At 26.5% G+C, this 20,493-nt stretch carries 17 protein-coding genes and 1 pseudogene; 17 read left to right on the forward strand and 1 reads right to left on the reverse strand.

Annotated features, from left to right (window positions below; translation table 11 throughout):
- Positions 1-19: 19 nt before the first annotated feature.
- The 5 genes from KGF45_RS00270 to KGF45_RS00290 all read left to right on the forward strand — a co-directional run bounded on the left by KGF45_RS00270 (position 20) and on the right by KGF45_RS00290 (position 7,123).
- Positions 20-1,936 (forward strand): endonuclease MutS2, encoded by a 1,917-nt coding sequence (locus KGF45_RS00270; RefSeq protein WP_227829513.1) that lies wholly within the window; start codon positions 20-22, stop codon positions 1,934-1,936.
- A gap of 150 nt (positions 1,937-2,086) precedes the next feature.
- Complete coding sequence (locus KGF45_RS00275) at positions 2,087-2,836, forward strand: ABC transporter ATP-binding protein (RefSeq protein WP_227829512.1); 750 nt, start codon at positions 2,087-2,089, stop codon at positions 2,834-2,836.
- Between the two features lie 25 nt (positions 2,837-2,861).
- On the forward strand, positions 2,862-4,841 hold the full coding sequence (locus tag KGF45_RS00280) for an FtsX-like permease family protein (RefSeq protein ID WP_227841576.1): 1,980 nt from the start codon (positions 2,862-2,864) through the stop codon (positions 4,839-4,841).
- Between the two features lie 112 nt (positions 4,842-4,953).
- Positions 4,954-6,540: an ATP-binding protein gene (locus KGF45_RS00285; RefSeq protein ID WP_227841577.1), complete on the forward strand. Its 1,587-nt coding sequence runs from the start codon at positions 4,954-4,956 to the stop codon at positions 6,538-6,540.
- A gap of 4 nt (positions 6,541-6,544) precedes the next feature.
- Positions 6,545-7,123 (forward strand): response regulator transcription factor, encoded by a 579-nt coding sequence (locus KGF45_RS00290; protein WP_304521140.1) that lies wholly within the window; start codon positions 6,545-6,547, stop codon positions 7,121-7,123.
- A 138-nt stretch (positions 7,124-7,261) separates the two neighbouring features.
- Here KGF45_RS00290 and ytaF read toward each other — a convergent pair whose 3' ends face one another.
- Positions 7,262-7,885: a sporulation membrane protein YtaF gene (ytaF, locus tag KGF45_RS00295; RefSeq protein WP_227829509.1), complete on the reverse strand. Its 624-nt coding sequence runs from the start codon at positions 7,883-7,885 to the stop codon at positions 7,262-7,264.
- Positions 7,886-8,068: 183 nt separating this feature from the next.
- Between ytaF and KGF45_RS00300 the strand changes: the two genes are divergently transcribed.
- The 12 genes and pseudogenes from KGF45_RS00300 to KGF45_RS20345 form a co-directional block, all read left to right on the forward strand.
- Complete coding sequence (locus KGF45_RS00300; RefSeq protein ID WP_227829508.1) at positions 8,069-8,716, forward strand: helix-turn-helix domain-containing protein; 648 nt, start codon at positions 8,069-8,071, stop codon at positions 8,714-8,716.
- 204 nt (positions 8,717-8,920) lie between these two features.
- Positions 8,921-9,979, forward strand: coding sequence for a potassium channel family protein (locus KGF45_RS00305; protein WP_227829507.1), 1,059 nt, complete (start codon positions 8,921-8,923; stop codon positions 9,977-9,979).
- A gap of 103 nt (positions 9,980-10,082) precedes the next feature.
- Entirely contained in the window at positions 10,083-11,267 is a 1,185-nt protein-coding gene (locus KGF45_RS00310; RefSeq protein WP_227840977.1) for a D-alanyl-D-alanine carboxypeptidase family protein, read from the forward strand.
- A gap of 206 nt (positions 11,268-11,473) precedes the next feature.
- Entirely contained in the window at positions 11,474-12,187 is a 714-nt protein-coding gene (gene rpsB, locus KGF45_RS00315) for a 30S ribosomal protein S2 (RefSeq protein ID WP_003424537.1), read from the forward strand.
- Positions 12,188-12,265: 78 nt separating this feature from the next.
- A complete protein-coding gene (gene tsf / locus KGF45_RS00320; protein WP_021384993.1) occupies positions 12,266-13,177 on the forward strand; it encodes a translation elongation factor Ts in 912 nt (303 codons plus the stop codon).
- Positions 13,178-13,260: 83 nt separating this feature from the next.
- Positions 13,261-13,965, forward strand: a complete 705-nt coding sequence (gene pyrH, locus KGF45_RS00325) for a UMP kinase (RefSeq protein ID WP_227829506.1) — start codon at positions 13,261-13,263, stop codon at positions 13,963-13,965.
- Between the two features lie 25 nt (positions 13,966-13,990).
- Positions 13,991-14,548 (forward strand): ribosome recycling factor, encoded by a 558-nt coding sequence (gene frr / locus KGF45_RS00330; protein ID WP_227829505.1) that lies wholly within the window; start codon positions 13,991-13,993, stop codon positions 14,546-14,548.
- A gap of 2 nt (positions 14,549-14,550) precedes the next feature.
- A complete protein-coding gene (locus KGF45_RS00335) occupies positions 14,551-14,754 on the forward strand; it encodes a hypothetical protein (RefSeq protein ID WP_227829504.1) in 204 nt (67 codons plus the stop codon).
- A 28-nt stretch (positions 14,755-14,782) separates the two neighbouring features.
- Positions 14,783-15,517, forward strand: coding sequence for an isoprenyl transferase (locus KGF45_RS00340; protein WP_227434789.1), 735 nt, complete (start codon positions 14,783-14,785; stop codon positions 15,515-15,517).
- A 12-nt stretch (positions 15,518-15,529) separates the two neighbouring features.
- Positions 15,530-16,309 carry a phosphatidate cytidylyltransferase gene (locus tag KGF45_RS00345; protein WP_227434788.1) on the forward strand — a complete coding sequence of 260 codons (780 nt, stop codon included), beginning with the start codon at positions 15,530-15,532 and terminating at the stop codon, positions 16,307-16,309.
- A gap of 618 nt (positions 16,310-16,927) precedes the next feature.
- A complete protein-coding gene (locus tag KGF45_RS00350) occupies positions 16,928-19,963 on the forward strand; it encodes a diguanylate cyclase domain-containing protein (RefSeq protein WP_227841578.1) in 3,036 nt (1,011 codons plus the stop codon).
- A 119-nt stretch (positions 19,964-20,082) separates the two neighbouring features.
- Positions 20,083-20,402, forward strand: a pseudogene (locus tag KGF45_RS20345) (EAL domain-containing protein); the annotation flags it as partial.
- Positions 20,403-20,493: the final 91 nt, after the last annotated feature.

Here is a 20,493-nt window from a genome sequence, read left to right on the forward strand (position 1 = left end):
TAAAGGAGAAAGTAAAATAATGAATAGTAATACAATTGAAAGACTACAATTAAATGAAGTTAAAGAATTAATAAAAATACATTGTGTAAGTTCACTTGGAAGAAATCTAATAGACAAATTAACTCCTAGTGGAAATATTGAAGTAGTAAGAAGAAAATTAAAAGAAAATAAAGAAGCTAGAAAAATAATTGAAAACAGTAATCATATACCACTTGAAGGATTGTTTAATGCAGGTTCTACAATAGATAAAATTGAAAAAGGAATGATAATAGAACCTATTGAACTTGTAAATATAGAGGATTTTTTAAGAGGTTGTAGGAAGATGAAAGCTTTTATGTTAGACAAAGAATTTTATTCGCCTACATTAAGTTCTTATGCTTTAAATATAACAGAATGTAAAAACATAGAGGAAGAGATAAACTACTGCATAAAATCAAACAAAGTTGATTCTAATGCAAGTAAAGAATTAAAAAAGGTAAGAAGAAATATAGAAATTACAGAAGGAAAAATAAAAGATAGATTAAATAAGTTTATAACATCAAGTATAAACAAAAAGTATATACAAGAGTTTATAATAAGTAAAAGAAATGATAGATATGTAATACCGATTAAATCTTCTTATAAAAATGAAGTTGATGGTACTATATTAGATACTTCATCAAAAGGAAATACTGTATTCGTTGAACCAATAAGTGTGTCAAATTTAAGTACAGAATTGACTATGTTAAAAGCCGATGAGACTATTGAAGAATACAAGATATTATCTTATTTAACAGAGCTTATATTTGATAAAATAGTTCAGATAAAGTTAAATATAGAAATACTTTCTGAATATGATATGGTATTTGCAAAAGCTAAATATAGCCAAAAAATAAATGGTATTACTCCAAAAATAAACAACAATGGATATATAAAAATAATCAAAGGTAAGCACCCACTTTTAACAGGAGATGTAGTACCTTTAGATTTTGAAATAGGTAAAAATTATAGAAGTCTTGTAATAACAGGACCTAATGCAGGTGGAAAAACTGTAACTCTTAAGACTGTTGGTCTATTAACTTTGATGGTTCAATGTGGACTTGATATTTCTGCTAAAGAAGACAGTGAACTAAGTGTATTTGAAAAAGTATTTGTAGATATAGGAGATAATCAAAGTATTGAAAATGCTCTAAGTACTTTTTCATCACACATAAAAAATATTGCAGAAATTATGAACTCATCAAATAATTCTACACTTGTTTTATTTGATGAGATAGGTAGTGGAACTGAACCTAATGAAGGAGCAGGACTAGCAATATCATTACTAGAAGAGTTTTATAGTATGGGATGTATAACAATAGCATCAACTCATTATGGTGAGATAAAAAAGTTTGCTAACTTGCATCCAGAATTTGAAAATGCAGGTATGATGTTTGATAAAGAAACTTTAGAACCATTATATAAGTTAACAATAGGAAAATCTGAGGATAGTAATGCTCTTTTTATTTCTAAAAAAATGGGAATAAAAAATAAGGTATTAAGTAGAGCTAAAGAATATATAACTGATAGAAACTACAATTTAGATTTAGTTAAGAGAAGTAAATTACAATCCAATACTGAAAATAAAGATAATATTGAATTTATTTCCCATTATACAGAGTATGATACAGGTGATAAAGTAAAATTATTGGATGAAAATGACTTTGGAGTTGTGTATAAACCTAGAGATAAGTTTAATAATGTAGAAGTATTATTTAAAGACAATTTTGTATTAGTAAATATAAAAAGATTAGAACTTAGTATAAAAGCAGAAGAGTTATATCCTGAAGGATATGATTTAAATTCATTGTTTACTAGTTTTAAAGATAGAAAATTGGAAAAAGACATTCAGAGAGGTTCAAAAAAAGCTCTTAAACAGATTCAAAAAGAAATTAAAGAAAATAGAAAACAAATATAAAAACACAAATGACTATTTAAAATGTAAATAATTATTTTACAAAACATGAGTAATAAATGCGATTATTTTTGCGTATTTTACTCATGTTTTTTTGTGTGTAAAAATTTATACTTTAAACATAGATGAAATAATATTAAAGGAGGTATAAATATGGATGTTCTATTATCTGTAAAAGATGTAACAAAGATTTATAGTAAAAATAAAAAGCCAAGTTTGAATCATGTTTCATTTGAGGTGAATTGTGGTGAATTTGTTGGAATTATGGGGGCGTCAGGTTCTGGAAAAACAACTTTACTAAACGTATTATCTACAATAGATAGTGTAAGTAGTGGTGAGATAGTAATTAATGGTGTAAATTTAAAAGAATTAAATAATAACTCTACTGCAGATTTTATAAAGGATAATATTGGATTTATATTTCAAGAATACTTTTTGATTGACAGTTTGAATGTTTTTGAAAATATAGCTGTACCACTTACTTTAAAACATATGCAACCAAGTGAAATTGAAGATTCTATCAAGTTATTGACAAAACGATTTGGAATAGATTCAATTTTGTATAAATATCCAAATGAGTTATCTGGTGGTCAATGTCAAAGGGTTGCTGCAGCAAGAGCGATTATAAAAAAACCATCTATAATACTTGCAGATGAACCAACTGGAGCACTTGACTCAGTATCAGCAAATGAGTTACTAAAAACACTAAGTGATGTAAATCGAGAATTAAAAACTACTATATTGATGGTAACGCATGATGCTTATGTAGCTAGTTTTTGTAATAGAATTTTGATTTTTAGAGATGGTAAAATTATAGATGAACTTCAAAAAAATGAAAAAAATCATAAAGATTTCTTTGAAGCTATAGTTAGTAAGACCACTAAACTAGAAGAAATATATTAATATACATTAAAAGGAGGTAATAAAAATGAATATATATAACATTGCTAAAAAGAATCTTAAGAAAAACTTTTCGTTTTATTCATTGTATTTGTTTTCTGTAGCTTTTATACTCATGATATTTTTTAGTTTTGTATCTTTTTCTATGAATGATATTATAATGAATAAAATTTCATCTGATGGAAGAGTCGAAACTATGACAAAAACTATTTCAATTTTTATAATTTCATTTGTATTGTTCTATATGCTTTACTCAAATAGATTTTTTATAAGACGTAGAATGAGAGAGCTTGGCATATACACCTTGATGGGATATAGAAAATCAAATATATTAAAATTAGTTATGATAGAAAATGTATTTATTTGTATAATTGCTTTTATTATAGGTATTTTAACTGGCTCATTATTACATAAGTTTATTATATATATAATAGTGTATTCATTAAATTTAAATATAGATAGTTCAAAGATACTCTTTTTTAATAAAAATGCTATTATTTCTAGTCTATTATTTTTAATTGTTATATTACTTGTACTATATTTTTCAAATTGGAAATTGATTCGAAGAAATTCTCTTCTTAATTTAGTAAAAATAGAGCAAAATGAAGAAAAACAGATTAGAATAAGACCTTTGATAGCTTTTATAGGTATTTTTATGCTTGTATTAGGATATGTACTAGCTTTTGATATGACTAGAGGAAAGGATTCTGTTTGGTATAGTATTGGATTTTCTCCAATTGCTATATTGACCTTACTTTGCGTAGTTGTTGGAACTATTTTTTTTATAAATTCATTTTTACCTTATATTATTAGAATATTAAAGACTAAAAAAAATCATTTTTATAGAGAAATACAGATTATTACAATTCCTAAGTTTATTTACTCCATACGTTCTAATGCAAAAACATTAATTTTATTAACTTTACTGTCAGCAGGAACATTATGTATATTTGCGTCTACTGTTTTATCAATTTATTATCCTGTAGTAGCAGTTTCTCGTATAGTACCTTCTGCTATCGAATTTAAGGTAGAAGAAAAAATTAATGTTGATAAAATTATTAATGCTGTAAGAGATTATGAACTAGTAGAAAATTTTAAATACAATGAAACAAATATTATAAAGGTAAATTCTTCATCAAAGAATTTACCGATTGAGTATTCTATTGGCAAAGATAAAGGAAGAATCTCTGGATTTGATTGTATATCAGAGTCTGATTATATAGAATTAATTAAACAACAAGGGAAAAAACTTGATTTTAAACCTCTAGATTATAATGAAAGTATATTAGTAAAATATAGACCAAGTAAAAAAAATGTGGACAAAGGGAAAATCCTTAATTTAGATTTATATTCAGATAAAAAAGCAGATGTAGTTATAAAAGATACTACATTGAATAATCCAATTAGTTTCTCTAATAGTATTGGGACATTAATAGTGTCAGATAAATTATACAATGAAATATCTAGATATAATAATCTATCAAGAAATTCTATCATAAGTATTGATGGAAAAGGTATGAGAGATAATAAAGAAATTTATGAAAAACTTAAAAATTTATTAAAGGATAATCCATATTTTATAAGTGCTTACCAAAGAAAATTTGAAATTGTGCATGAGAGTAGTTCGACTTTTTTATTGATTAGCTTTCTTTCTGTTATATTTTTTATTGCTACAGGAAGTATGTTGTATTTTCACAGTATTTCTAATGCCATTTATGATAGAAACAGTTTTAATATATTGAGTAAAATAGGATATAGTCAAAAAAATATAAAGAAAATAATTAAGAATCAGATTTTAGTGTTTTTTTCTATACCATATATATTAGGGATGTTACATAGTATCTTTGGATTAATTGCTTACAAGTCTGCTTTAATAGATAATATATTAGGAAGTAATACACCTGTAATAATTCCAATAGTATTTGCAATTGTAATATTTACACTCGTATATGTAGGATATTATGTCTTGACGAAGTATTCTTGTTATAAAATAGTACTTAAAAAATAGTATTAAAAATTTTATAAAATATTTGGAAAATAGAAGATAAGCATCGTATGTATAAATTAATTTACAAGTTATGTAATGTTATCATATAATTAATTATCAGAAAGGAGTTAATATGTTCAAAGGCAGTTATAATAAAAGAAAGATTTTTATATTAATAAATCAATTATTGATAGTATTATTTCTAATTTATGAATTTTTTAATGATAAAAATATTAAAAGTATTTCCATTTTCACTCTTTTACTTGTATCTATTATAGTTGTTGATATAATGTACATTGAATTAATTAATTTGAAACAAAATAGAGTGCTTGTACAATTTACAAACTTGCTTGTTTTGATTTCTTGGTACTTTTTATTTTTACTTGATAACAATAAAATATCTTCTGAATTAATTTTTTTTCTAAGTCCCATTATTGTTTTTGAAAGTGTAAGATTCTTATTTGTATTTTTCTTTCAAGATTACAAATACAACTACCAGAAAAGCTTAGAATTTATATTGAAACTTATGTGTGTTTTGACAGTCGTTTCAAAATTTATTGATAATCATCTGTTTGCACTACTTTATTTATTACAAATAATTATAAGTTTTATAAGCTTTATATTCTTAATTATCTTATATAAAAAGACTGTGATACTTGTTTTAAAGTGTGAGAAAAGAAATTTTATATATTCAGCTATTTTATTATTTATATTTCTTGTATATGCTATAGTTTTTGCTAAAAAACAGGAATATGTTGAGAATCTAGGAATGTATTTAATTGTATCATTAGCCATATTTAGTATCCATAATATTGCTATAAAGGATAAGGGTGATATAAAACAAACTACTATGCTAAATGGTAAAAAAAGATTGATTTTTATTTCTCTAATAAGTGTATTTTTTGTTGGAATTGGAAAACTATTAGACCTTAATATAATTACATGTTTTATAATAATACATTGTATATTTTGGTTTACTTTACTTTATTTTATTTTAATTTGCACAAATATTGATGATATCATCTGCAATAAAAATTCAGTAGAAAAATTTAATGTACAAGAAAGTAATTTAATAAATAATCTAATGCAGATATATAATGAGGAAGAACTTAAAAAGGATTTTTCCAATTATTTACATGACGAAATATTACAAGATTTACTGTCAATTAAAAATATGATGAAAAAATCTGAAAAGCCAGATGTCAAATATATAATCGTAAGTACATTAGAAAAATTAAATTTATCTATTCGTGACCAAATGCAAAATTATCATCCAATATTATTAAAAACACTTACATTAAAAGAAAATATAGAAAATATGTTTGTTATGATTAGAGGCAATTATTTATCTAAAAATATAGAAATTTGTTTTACATGTGAAGATAATATATTTTTGGCTGAGCCATATAATTTTATTATATACCGTATATTAAAAGAGTTAGTAACAAATGCTTTTAAACATTCAAATTGTTCTAAAATCGAAATTTCACTAATTCAAAAAAATAAAGATATAATTCTTTCGGTATTAGATAATGGAGTAGGAGTGGAAAGTGAATATGATTTAATAAGACATCAAAATAATGGGCTATCATCTATTCAAGAACAATTACATAGGTTAAATGGCGTTCTTAATATTGATAAGACAGCTTCTGGATTGAGTATTAGTGTAAAAATTCCTATGGAAGGAGAGAACTATTATAAATATTTTATTAATAGATGACCATGTGTTATTTGCAAAAAGCTTAGAAATTGCATTGGAAGATTATACTGAAATAGAAAAATTTATTTATATTAAAGATATTTCCCAGGTAATTTCAATAATTAAAAATGAAAAACCCGATATAATTCTTATTGATATTAATTTAGGAAAGATTGATAATGATGGGTTGTCTCTAGCAAAAGACATTATAAGAATGATACCTAAAGTAAATATAGTCATGTTAACGGGTTATGATTTACCTGTATATAAGTATGAAGCTCAAAAAATGGGTACTAAAGGCTTTATAAATAAAAATATCGAGCCAGATAAATTTATTGAAATATTAAATCAGATTCAAAATGGATATAATTATTTTCCAGATGAAATAAAATATATTGAAGAGCTAACGGATAGAGAAAAATTAATATTGCAATTTCTATATAATGGAGTTAAGAGAAAAGATATAGCAAGTCAATTATATTTAAGTGAGCGAACAGTGTCTAATCATATCCAAAATATTTTTGATAAACTAAATGTATCTTCTTCATTAGAAGCTGTCACAAAGGGAGTTCAGCTTGGATATATTAAACTTAATATGCAATAAGAAAAGTTTGTAATTTAGTAAAGGTATTTGATTGTCAATTTTTATCTAATATAATAATTAAATTTAAATAGAAGTTTTTATCTTTTAAAATATATATAAAAAGGCTATCTAAAATAAAATTTTAAGATAGCCTTTTTGTTAACATATTTTCATAAATCCAATAATTAGTAAAATCAAACCACTTAACCAAGATAAATTTAGATTTATATTTTTAACAAATACATTTCCTAGTAAACAACCAAATGATACTGCTATTACATTTGAAATTAGAGAAAACAAGATAACTTGTATATAATTTACACCTACAAGACCACTCCCAAATCCAATAGCTAATCCATCTAAGCTTAAAGCAAGTGCAAGTGTAAATGCTTCAGCAGATTTAAGAATTTTAGATTTATTTGTATCTAAAGTATCAGGTTCAACACTGACATTAAAATTTAATTTAAGGTCTAGCATATTAAATTTGTAATCTTTTGAATGTATGGATTTTTTCTTAAAATAAGATTTAAAGAAACTCTCAACTAATCGAGCACTTCCTAATAAAAATAAAATTAAAAAACATATTAACATTGTTATATTTTGAGGTAAGAAGTCTCTGGCTATTGTACCTGCAAAAAGTGAAATTGCCAAAATTGCTGAACAAACCACACTAATAATTATATTCGAATATAAAGGAACTTTAACTTTATTTACGCCATATCCAAAACTTGTTACGAAGGCATCTATACAAAGAGAAGTCACTAATAAAATTGATTCAATCACAGTAGATTAACATCCTTTCTCTTAAATTTTGTACTTATATATTTATAGTATTGTAAAAAGAGATAAATTGTTACAGATAAACCAATAGAGTGTTGATAAAATTTCAACATTTTGCAACACCTAAAAAACAAAAAACTCATATTATATAATATAAAACCAAACATAATAAAGCAGGTGAAAATAATGGAGCAACATAGTGAGGTTGAGAATTTTGGTAATCTATTGAAGACGTTATTAAAAGAAAAGTCAACATCAATGGGAGAATTGAGCAAAAAAAGCGGAATTGATAAATCTACTATATCTCGAATAGCAAATAATAAACAAAAACCAAATATAAATCACCTAGAAAAGATTGCAATACACTTAAATGTAAACTTAGAAGAGCTATTAAAAGCATCAGGATATGAATTTAAAAACAGTAATAATAAACAAATTTTTAATATAGATAGCGATTTTAGTAACTTTGATGATGTACTAGGATTTGCAAATTTAATTAATGATAAAAATTTCAACGGAAATATTGAGAAAGAGTTAAGTAAATGCAAGTTATATGTTCAAACAGATGAAGGGAAAAAATTACTTTTTGATAATTTTAGTAAAAAAATAGATTCCATAGAAAAACAAGGTCAATTTACAGATAGGCTGAGAGATATGTATGCTGAATTTTGTACAGGAAAATTAGGAATAAAGAAATATTTATTAATTGGAAGTATGTTGCTTTACTTTGTTATATCAACAGATGTTATTCCAGACTTTGTATTTCCAATAGGATTTATGGATGACTTAGTAGCATTAAATATGGTTACAAAACTACTTAGAAAAGATAAGTAGTTTTGTAATTATACTACTTTAATGAAGATGACAAGCAAAGGTGTTGAGTATAGATAAATTTTACTGTTCATCTAATGAGAAATAACTTGAAAATTTTAAAATAAACAATTTAATATATATTTTGTATGTATTTAAGTATATAAAATAAAATAATATCCAAACTAATACAAAATAGTGATAATTTTTTTGTACTGGAGGATATTTATGAATTGCAAATGGATATCTAAAATAGATGAAAGAAAAAAATGTCATAGAGAAGCAGATTCTTCTGGATATTGTATTTTTCATAAAGAAAATAAATCTAGTGAAGATATAAAACTAATGATGGACAATATATATAAGGAAGAAATAAATGAATTTAATGGCTTTATATTTGAAAATAAATTTAATGCAGAAGAAATATTAACTTATGACTATAAATTATTAAATTTTTCTGAAACAATATTTAAACAAGAAGCAAATTTTAGAAAATATCTTTTTAAAAAAAATGTTATTTTTAATTATACAGATTTTAGGGGTCAGGTATTTTTTAATGCTTGTGTATTTTTAGAAAATTGTGATTTTAATAAAACAAAGTTTAATAAGGTATATATAAATGATAAGATATTTGAAAAAGTAAAATTTAAAGGGCCTGATTTAGTAGTTAATAAGGTAGAAAATTTTCCAAGAATGGATGGAATAATTTTTAGTATGTGTACAAAATTTATACTTAAAAATGTGGAGTATGGAAAAAGTGAATGCAAGCATGGAAAAATAAATTATAGAATAGCTAGAAATCAAGCTACAAAAATTGGAGATTATGAGATGATAGGACCTTACTATTATAAGGAAAGAATTTATAGTAGTAAAATGATAAAACGCTCTGATTATCCAACTCTCAGCAGTTATTTAGTTGAAAAGTTTTTTGACCAAATAGCGCACTATACTACAGGTTATGGAGAAAAACCATGGAATATATTATTTGTGATTATAGCTATAATAAGTAGTTTTGCCCTATTATATCTATTTGTAGGTATAGAAAGTTCAAACAGTACACTTATAACTTTAAATATAAATAACTTAGGTAATTATTCAGCAAGTGAAATTTTTAAAACGTATATAGATTTGTGGTATTTTAGTATGGCTACATTTAGTACAGTAGGATACGGAGATATGGTTGCTACAAGTTTGATTGGTAAAGCTTTAGCAGGTATAGAAGTATTTTTAGGAGTTACAATAGGAGCAATTTGGGCATCTGTGATTATTAAGAGAATGATAAGATAATATCTGTGTAAATATGGATAGGTATTAATTACTAGATATAAATTGGACTAAAGAGGGAAAATTTAAATATAAATATACTTAATAATCCAAGAAGGTGAAAAAATTGAAAAACGGAATAAAAAAAATTTTAACATTAACTCTGATTCTAGCATTTATAATACCAAATTATTCATATGCTGATGAAAAATCCGTAGACAAATACTCAAAAACATCTATACTTATAGACCAAGAAACAGGTAGAGTCTTGTATGGTAAAGAACCTGATATGAAGGTACCTTTAGCAAGTTTAAGTAAGATGATGACTTTTTTACTTGCAATAGAGGCTATTGAAAATAAAGAAGTAAAAGAAACTGACATAATAAAGATAGACAAGTCCATTGCTTCAGTGAAAGGTTCAAGCTATAAACTAAAAGTTGGTGAAGAAGTGCCACTTATAGAACTTATGAGAGGTCTTATGATTGTATCAGGAAATGATGCCGCAATTGCTATAGCAAAACATATTTGCAAATCTAAAGAAGCATTTGTAGATAGGATGAACAAAAAAGCAAAAGAAATAGGAATGACTAATACCCATTTTTTAAATCCAAATGGTCTTCCAATATATGATTTAAGTAATCCAAAAAAACCAGCAAAAGAAAATATATCTACTGCAAGAGATATATCTATTCTTGGAAAATACATGTTTGACCATTATGAAAAGCAAGTAACAGCTATAACTGATATGGAAACCTATACAAACTCAGATAGAAGCTTTGAAAAAAGCAATACAAATGCACTATTGAGAATTATACCTGAAGTTGATGGTATAAAAACAGGGTACACTGGGAATGCTGGTTATTGTTTATCATTTTCTATGATTGTTAATAAGAATGATAAAAATGAGAAAAAACGTAGAGTAATAGGCGTTGTATTAGGTGCTAATCATAAAGATAAAAGAATATCTTCTTCTTTGGCCATGTTAAAATATGGAAAAGAGAATTTTAATATGAAAAAAGTAATTGATAAAGATAGCTTTATTGGTAAGAGATATATAAAAGGAATGAAAGAATTAGAGGTTACTTTAAAAGCCAAAAATGAACTTTATACAATATTAAAAAATGATGAAAATATAAAATCCGAAGTAAAGATTAAAAATATGGAATATCCTGTTAAAAAAGGTGATACTATGGGTACTATAAAATATTACACTAGCTCAGGTGATTTACTTGGAAGTGTAGATATAGTCAGTGATAATAGTGTTGATAATATACCATTAAAAACAAAATTAAAAATGAAATTTGCAAATTAAATTCAAAAAAATGGTATAAAATATACAAAAAAATATAAAAATAGAAAATATGGAAAAAATATTGTTATTTTTTCACCTCTATGATATACTACTAGAGGTGAAAAAATAAAATAAATCACACACAGCATTGGGATCCTTAAAAGGTGCCTATTACATGGTTTTTTAGGGAGAAGATCAAGCTGGAGGTATAAAACCAGGAGGTAAATATGTCAGTAATATCAATGAAACAATTATTAGAAGCAGGTGTTCACTTCGGTCACCAAACAAGAAGATGGAACCCTAAAATGGCTAAGTATATATTCACAGAAAGAAATGGAATATATATAATCGACTTACAAAAAACAGTTAAAAAAGTTGAAGAAGCTTACAAGTTCACTAAAGAAGTAGCTGAAACAGGAAAGCCAATCTTATTCGTAGGAACTAAGAAACAAGCTCAAGATGCGATAAAAGATGAAGCTGAAAGATGCGGAATGTACTTTGTTAATGAAAGATGGTTAGGTGGAATGTTAACAAACCACAAAACTATAAAAACTAGAATAAATAAATTAAGAGAATTAGAAAAAATGGAAGAAGAAGGCGTATTTAACGTTCTTCCTAAAAAAGAAGTTATAAAATTAAGAGCTGAAAAAGAAAAACTAGAAAAGTACTTAGGTGGAATAAAAGACATGCCTGAATTACCAGGTGCAATGTTCGTAGTTGACCCAAGAAAAGAAAACATAGCTATTCAAGAAGCTCACAGATTAGGTATACCAGTAGTTGGTATAGTTGATACAAACTGTGATCCAGAACAATTAGACTTTGCTATACCAGGAAATGATGATGCAATAAGAGCCGTAAAATTAATAACTGGTGCTATGGCAACAGCTGTAATTGAAGGTAGACAAGGTGCTGAAGAAGAAGTAGCTGAAGACCAAGAATAATAATTTGACAATTAAATGGTAAGGGTTGCCCTTACCATTTATAATATGGAATAGAATAAGTAGGAGGAAACTTAAAAAATGGCTAATATAACTGCTCAAATGGTAAAAGAGTTAAGAGAAAGTACAGGCGCAGGAATGATGGACTGCAAGAAAGCTTTACAAGAAGCTGAAGGAAATATGGAAAAAGCAGTAGATTTATTAAGAGAAAAAGGATTATCAAAAGCTGCTAAAAAAGCTGGTAGAGTTGCTGCTGAAGGTCTAGTTGCAATAGAAATGAACGATGATAACACAGTTGCTTCTATGGTAGAAGTTAACTCAGAAACAGATTTCGTTGCTAAAAATGAAGACTTCAAAGTGTTCGTTAAAGATGCTGCTTGTATGGCATTAGCTACTGATAAAGAAGATATCGCTTCTTTATTAGGTGAAACTCATAGAGAAGGAATAACTTTACAAGAAGTTTTAAATAATAGAGTTGCAAAAATAGGTGAAAAATTAGACTTTAGAAGATTTGCTAAAGTTGTAACTAATGGACAAGTTGCTGGATATATCCACGGTGGTGGAAAAATAGGTGTTCTTGTTGAAATGGAAACAGAAGCTAGAGATGCTAAAGTTTTAGAATTAGGTAAAGATGTAGCTATGCAAGTTGCTGCTATGAATCCTAAATACGTTTCAAGAGATGAAGTAGATGCTGAATACATAGCACATGAAACAGAAGTATTAACTCAACAAGCATTAAATGAAGGAAAGCCAGCTAATATAGTTGAAAAAATGGTTAAAGGAAGATTAGAAAAAGAATTAAAAGAGGTTTGTTTATTAGAGCAAACTTTCGTTAAAAATCCAGATATAACTGTTAAACAATTAGTAGCTGATGTTGCTAAAGCAGTAGGTTCTGATATAAAAGTTGTTAAAGTTGTGAGATTCGAAGTTGGTGAAGGTATACAAAAGAGAGAAGAAAACTTTGCAGAAGAAGTTGCTAAGCAACTTAAATAATAACCAAAGAGAGAACACGCAGGTGTTCTCTTTTTTAAAAAATAGAAAAAATGGATATGAAGGATTGAAATAGGAGGTTTCTGATGGATAAACCAATGTACAAAAGGGTATTGTTAAAATTAAGTGGAGAAGCATTAGCGGGAGCAAGAGGTTTTGGTATAAATAATGATGTAGTTAATGATATTGCTATTGCTATTAAAAAAATACAAGAAATAGGTGTTGAAGTGGCTGTAGTTGTAGGTGGTGGAAACTTCTGGAGAGGTAGAACTAGCGAAGGAATGGATAGAACTACTGCTGACTATATAGGTATGTTAGCTACAGTTATGAATGCAATGGCATTACAAGATGCACTAGAAAATATAGACGTTGCTACAAGAGTTCAAACTGCTATAGACATGAGACAAATTGCAGAACCATATATAAGAAGAAGAGCAGTTAGACATTTAGAAAAGGAAAGAGTTGTTATATTTGGTGCAGGAACTGGAAACCCTTACTTTACAACAGATACAACTGCTGCTTTACGTGCTGCTGAAATGGAAGCAGAAGTTATCTTGTTAGCTAAAAATGTTGATGCAGTATATGACAAGGATCCAAAAGTACATGCAGATGCTAAGAAATTTACAGAGTTAAGTCATATGGAAGTTATACAAAAAGAGTTAAAAGTTATGGATTCTACAGCTACATCTTTATGTATGGATAATAAGATTCCAATAAAGGTATTTGAGCTTACAACAGAGAATATAATAAGAGCAGTAAAAGGTGAAAATATAGGAACTACTGTAAAATAATGAAGAATGAAGGAGGAGTAAAATTATGAAACTAGAAATACATAAGCAATTAGAAGAGAAAATGAATGGGACAATTGATGCTTTAAAGTTCGAATTTGGAACTATAAGAGCAGGAAGAGCTAATGCACAAATGTTAGACAAAATAAGAGTTGATTATTATGGAACTCCAACTCCAATAAATCAAATTGGTGCTATATCTGTACCCGAGCCAAGAATATTAATGATATCTCCTTGGGACAAATCTGCTATGCACGAAATAGAAAAAGCTATAGCTAACTCAGATTTAGGATTAAATCCATCAAATGATGGTGAAGTTATAAGACTTTCTGTACCTGCTTTAACAGAAGAAAGAAGAAAAGAATTAGCTAAAAAAGCTAGTAAAGCTTCAGAAGAATTTAAAGTTAGAATAAGAAATGAAAGAAGAGACGCCAATGAAAAAATTAAGAAAATGGAAAAAGGCGGAGAAATAACAGAAGATGAATTAAAGAAAGCACAAGATGAAGTTCAAAAAATGACTGATAAATTTATAAAAGAAATAGATGCATTATTAGCTAAAAAAGAAAAGGATATAATGGAGGTATAATATTGAAAAAATATTATAACCTTTTAGGTCTTCATATAGATGAGGTAAAACAATATTTTGATGAACGAAATGTAGCTTATACCATAAAATCTATTGAAGGTAAAAAGGATAAAGATAAACTTGTAGTTCCTAGAGTTATAAAAATATCTGAGATAGGTGATAGTGTAGAACTAATAATCACATACTTTTCTGACTCCTTAATTTAAGGAGTCAGAACAATATTGGAGGCAAAATATGAATAACAACATCATGTATGACATAGACTTAAATAACATACCTACTCATATTGCTATTATAATGGATGGGAATGGAAGATGGGCAAAATCCAGATTTCTTCCAAGAACTGCAGGACATAAGGCTGGAGTAGAAACTATAAGAGATATAGTTAAAGAATGTTCAAATTTAGGTGTTAAGCACTTGACACTATATGCATTTTCAACAGAAAATTGGAAAAGACCAAAACTTGAAGTTGATACACTTATGAACTTATTATCTACATACTTAAGAAATGAAATAGCTGAACTGCATCAAAACAATGTAAAAGTAACAGCTATAGGAGAGATAAGTGCTTTACCAAAAACTTGTATAAGAGAATTAAATTCAGCTAAGGAAATGACAAAAGACAATACAGGAGTTAACTTAAATTTAGCATTGAACTATGGAAGTAGAGCAGATATAAAAAATGCTCTTATAGATATAGTAAAAAATTGTGAAAGTGGTAAAATAGATATAAACAATATTGATGAAGATATTATAAAAAACTATTTAAGCACAAAGTCTATACCAGATCCAGACTTGGTCATAAGAACAAGTGGAGAACAAAGATTGAGTAACTTTTTACTTTGGGAAGTTGCTTATTCTGAGTTTTACTTTACTGATATACATTGGCCTGATTTCAATAAAGAAGAATTACAAAAGGCTATATATTTATATCAAAAAAGAGATAGAAGATTTGGAGGACTTAAGTAAGGAGATTATTTTATGCTTACAAGAATTATTGCTTCACTAGCTCTGGTTCCATTATTTCTATTTGTTGTATATGGAGGGATACCTCTTTATATAGCTGAGATGGCAATAGTTTATATTGCATTACATGAATTTTATAAAGCATTTAAAATAAAAGATATACATCCAATATTTATTATAGGGTATATATTTTCTATTTATTTAGCTGTAAAAAATATTTTTAACTTACCATTGGAATATACTTATGCAGTGCTTTTCATTTTATTTTTAGCAAGTATAATTTATATGTTGATGGGCAAAAGCAATGTTATAGATGTTTCGATTACATTTTTAGGAGTTTTTTATATAGGAGTATTTTTAGATTTTATAGTTATAACTATAAATAGCTTTGAAAGAGGAAATATCTATGTATGGCTTATATTTGTAATATCTTTTATGACAGATATATTTGCATATTTTAGTGGCTATTTACTTGGCAAACATAAGTTAATTCCTAAAGTGAGTCCTAAAAAGACTGTAGAAGGAGCTATTGGAGGAATAATAGGAAGTACACTTTGTTGTATTTTATTTGGGTATTTATTTGGTATTGATTTGCTTCAATTGGCTATAATAGGAAGCATAGGAAGTATAATAGCTCAATTGGGAGATTTATTTGCATCTTCAATAAAGAGATATGTAGGGATAAAGGATTATGGAAAGATAATACCTGGTCATGGGGGTATATTAGATAGATTCGATAGTGTTATATTAGTAGCGCCTTTTGTATATAATACTATTAAATTTTTTATTAGATAAAGATTGGTTGGTTTTAAAAAGGCAGTCTATAATTGCTAGTAATGAAAATAGCTATGTAACTTTTAAAAAGCAGAAGAATTCTGTGAGTATTTAGTTACATGGCTATTTTCATTTTTTTTATAATTTAGAAAATATTGTAAAAAATCTTTTTTTATTTAATAATTTCGACATTTTTAAATATATTATCTTTTTATAAGCTATATATCTAAATATAACTGATTTATTCTCAATTTATAAATTTTATTTTTATATATAATTAATCAGTAATAAGTATATTATTGATTTTATTTGATAAGTAGGGGTATAATTTAAGTGATATCTCAAAATAAAGGAAAATATTTCCAAAATATGATAAAATAGATTCAAATAGTTAAATTCTCAATAAATAATATATTTTAATTGTTTATTGAAATATATTAGGTACTCCATCTTCAATATCATCAAGTTGATGATGTAATTTAAAGTATACCAGTATAAAAATAACTTTTGAATTAGGTAAGGATTTATTATGCATATAAAAATTTTCAGAACTAGAAAATATGATTGGAATTAAAAAAATAATAGAGAAATGTTTATTTCAAAAAGTTAAAGTAATTTAAGGAGGATGGATTAATAGACATGTTAACTAATAATATTATAGACAAATTAACAAATTTAAAGGGAAATTACAATTTTAGAATGATGCTTTCAAGTTTAGAAACTCAGAAAAAGCCATATGGTATTATGTTTATTGGAATTGATGATTTCGAACAGATTAATAACTTATATTCTTATTCATTTGGAGATAGGGTTTTGAAAAAATTTTCTAAATCTATTTTACCTTTTTTACCTGAAAACATAAGTTTATATAGATTAGATGGAAATGGTTTTGGAATTTTGTATCCAAATGGAGATTGTTATGAATTAACAAAACTCTTTAATAGATTTCAAGATATAGCACAATGTATAAAACAGATTAATGGACATGCTATTTCATTCACGATATCAGGAAGTATTTGCTTTTATCCAAAAGATGGTATAGATTGTGATACATTGTATCAAAATGCACGTGTTACATTTGAAAGAGCAAAAAAGCAAGGCAAAAGAACATTAATTGTCTATTCAAAAGATGAGCTAACTTTTTCGCAGTATTCTATACAGTTGATAGAGTATCTAAGAGAAAGTGTCTTAAATAATTTTAAAGGATTTTATTTAAATTATCAACCACTTATTTTTACTAATAGCAAGAAACTGTATGGATGCGAAGTATTACTTCGCTGGAAAAATCCTAATTTTGAAATGAAACTTGGACCAACTGAATTTATACCTTTTTTAGAGTCTTCTGGTCTTATGGATAAAGTTAGCCAATGGGTGATTAAAACAGCTTTAAAACAATTAAAAATATGGATAAAGTATATGCCAAATTTCAAGATGAATATAAATGTGTCATATCAGCAGCTTGAAGAACCTAGCTTCAAGTTTTTTATTTTAGATACTATAAAGGAAGAGGGTATATCTCCATCTCTAATTACATTGGAATTAACAGAAAATGATAACATAAAAAAAATAGAAGAAATAAGGAATTCTTTTGACTTTCTTCGCAGTCAAGGTATTAGGATTACATTTGACAGTTTTGGAGCAAAACATTCATCTTTAGAAATTTTTCGTGAGTTAAGTGCTGATTCTTTGAAAATTAATCATACTCTTTTAAATCGTATTACATATGATGTAATAGACCAAAAAATTGTATCTCAAATTATTAATTTATGTCATAGTATGAATATGTCAGTTTATGTTGAAGGAATTGAAAATAAAGAAACTTTAAAAATAATTGAACAGATGAGACCAGAAATATTGCAGGGATTTTATTATAATGAGCCTATAAATGCAAGTGAATTTTATGAGTATTACTTTAAAAAAAATTTTGAGTCTCTTAATTATCAAGAAGATATTATATCAAAAGACATCTCTATAGAAAAAGAAAAAAGTATGGTATATTCTGTATTTACTCCAACACATCCAATGAATATAAAGGAATTGGTTGATAATGCCTATGCAGGCATATTTCAAGTAGGAATGGACCCTGAATTTACTTTTCTTACATGTAATGAAGGCTATAGAAGGATGTTAGGTTATACTGTCAAAGAGATGGAAGAAAAATTTAAAAATCAAGCATTAGGATTTGTCCACCCAGAGGATATAGAATATGTGAATTATGAAATTAGAAGGCAACTTGGAATTAGTGATATAGTTACAATTGAATTTAGGGTAGTAAAATCTGATGGAACTCCTATATGGATACTTGGAACAGGCAATGTAGTAAAAGGTAAGCAGGGTTCTAAAAGTTTAATTGTAGTCATAATAGAAAATGATAGGCTTAAGAAAAGGTCTTTAGAGATGGAAGAATCATATTGGAAATACAGAAGAGTTTTGGATAATATTCCTGCTTGTGTAAAATGTATTCGTTTTGATGAAAATTTTACTTTAGATTATATTTCTCCTAGCTTTGTATCATTGATAGGTTATACAGAAAAAGAAATTAAAAGTAAGTTTGATGGAAAGTATATCAATTTAATTATTGAAGAAGATAGAAAAATTGTACTTGGCGATGTGATAAGTCAAGTTAATTCTGAAGATATAGTTACACTTCACTATCGTATTAGATGTAAAGATAATCGTTTAATTTATTTAGAAACCATTTCTAGGTTATGTAAAAGTGATAAAGATGGAAAGAAGTACTTTTATTCAAGTATTGTAGATGTAACAGATGCAACTTGTGAAAAAAGTGATAAAAAATCTAATAGACTGGTCAATCGTTATCAGAGGGCTTTAAAACAGTGGGGTGATGTTTTATTTGAATATAGTTTTAAGTATGATACAATAACATTTTCTGATAATTATTATAGTATATTTGGGATAGAACCAAGAGGAACAATTGATGAACAGTTATCAAATATTTATGAAGAAGATCATAAGATTTTACTTGATGCTTTAGAAGAAGCACATGTTGGTAACAAACCAGAAGAAATAGAGATACGTATACGTTCTAAAGGTGATATACATCTATGGTGTTCTATAGTGTTCAATGAACCTGATAAGATTGGGGATACTACTATATCAATACTAGGGAAAATAAGAAATATTGATGAAGAAAAGAGAGAGTACAATAAGTTAATTGAACAATCTCAAAATGATTTAATGACTGGGTTACTAAATAAAAGTACTACTGAGGAGAAGATAAGACATATGTTGCTATCATGTGATGAAAATAAGAACTATGCTTTATTTATGATTGATGTAGATAATTTTAAGGATGTTAATGATACTATGGGACATGTATTTGGAGATAAAATCTTAATTGAGTTAGCGAAATGTTTGAAAAGTAACTTTAGGACAACAGATATTGTTGGCCGTGTTGGAGGCGATGAATTTATAGCATTTATGGAGTATAATGGAGAAAAAGAAAGCCTACAAAAAAAAGGTCATGATATATTAAAAAGATTAGATACTACGTTTACATATGATGAGTTAAGTTTTGAAATAAGTGTAAGTATAGGTATTTCTATATATCCAGAAGATGGTAAACAGTTTTATGAGTTATATCATCGTGCAGATGGTGCTTTATATAGAGCAAAAGAAGAAGGTAAAAATACATATTGTATGTTTTCTATCTAAAAGTATAATCAATATTCTCAAGAATTGGGTTTATTTTAGTATAAAAATGATGGAACTATTTAAGACAAACACATATAACTACAAAGTATTCTAGCCACCTTTAATAAGTGATTAGTTATTATAGATACATTATAATTGAGGTAACTAAAAATGCTTTTAATGAAATATCAGAACCAGTTAATTCAATTTTAGAAAAGCTTAAAGCATTAATAAAAGCTTACTTAAAGAAACCTTTAATCGTGAAAAAGTCTACAGTATTATTTAGTGTATTATTGAAATGTCACATCGTATAGATATGTCTGTTGTATGTGAAGGAATTGAAACTAAGAAAGACTTAGGGTTTTTAAAGACTATTAAATGTGATGTGGGACAAGGGTTTTATTTTTCTAAACCAATAGAAGAAAAAGAATTTTTTAACAAATATGTGACTGAAAAATAATATAAATATTGTAAAAGTATAATAAGTAGATAGCATGTTAGAAGAATTAAAAAATTTGTAATCGAAATTAGCAATAGATAAAAGCATTAGT

Source organism: Clostridioides sp. ZZV14-6154, assembly GCF_020657785.1.
Lineage (GTDB): Bacteria > Bacillota > Clostridia > Peptostreptococcales > Peptostreptococcaceae > Clostridioides.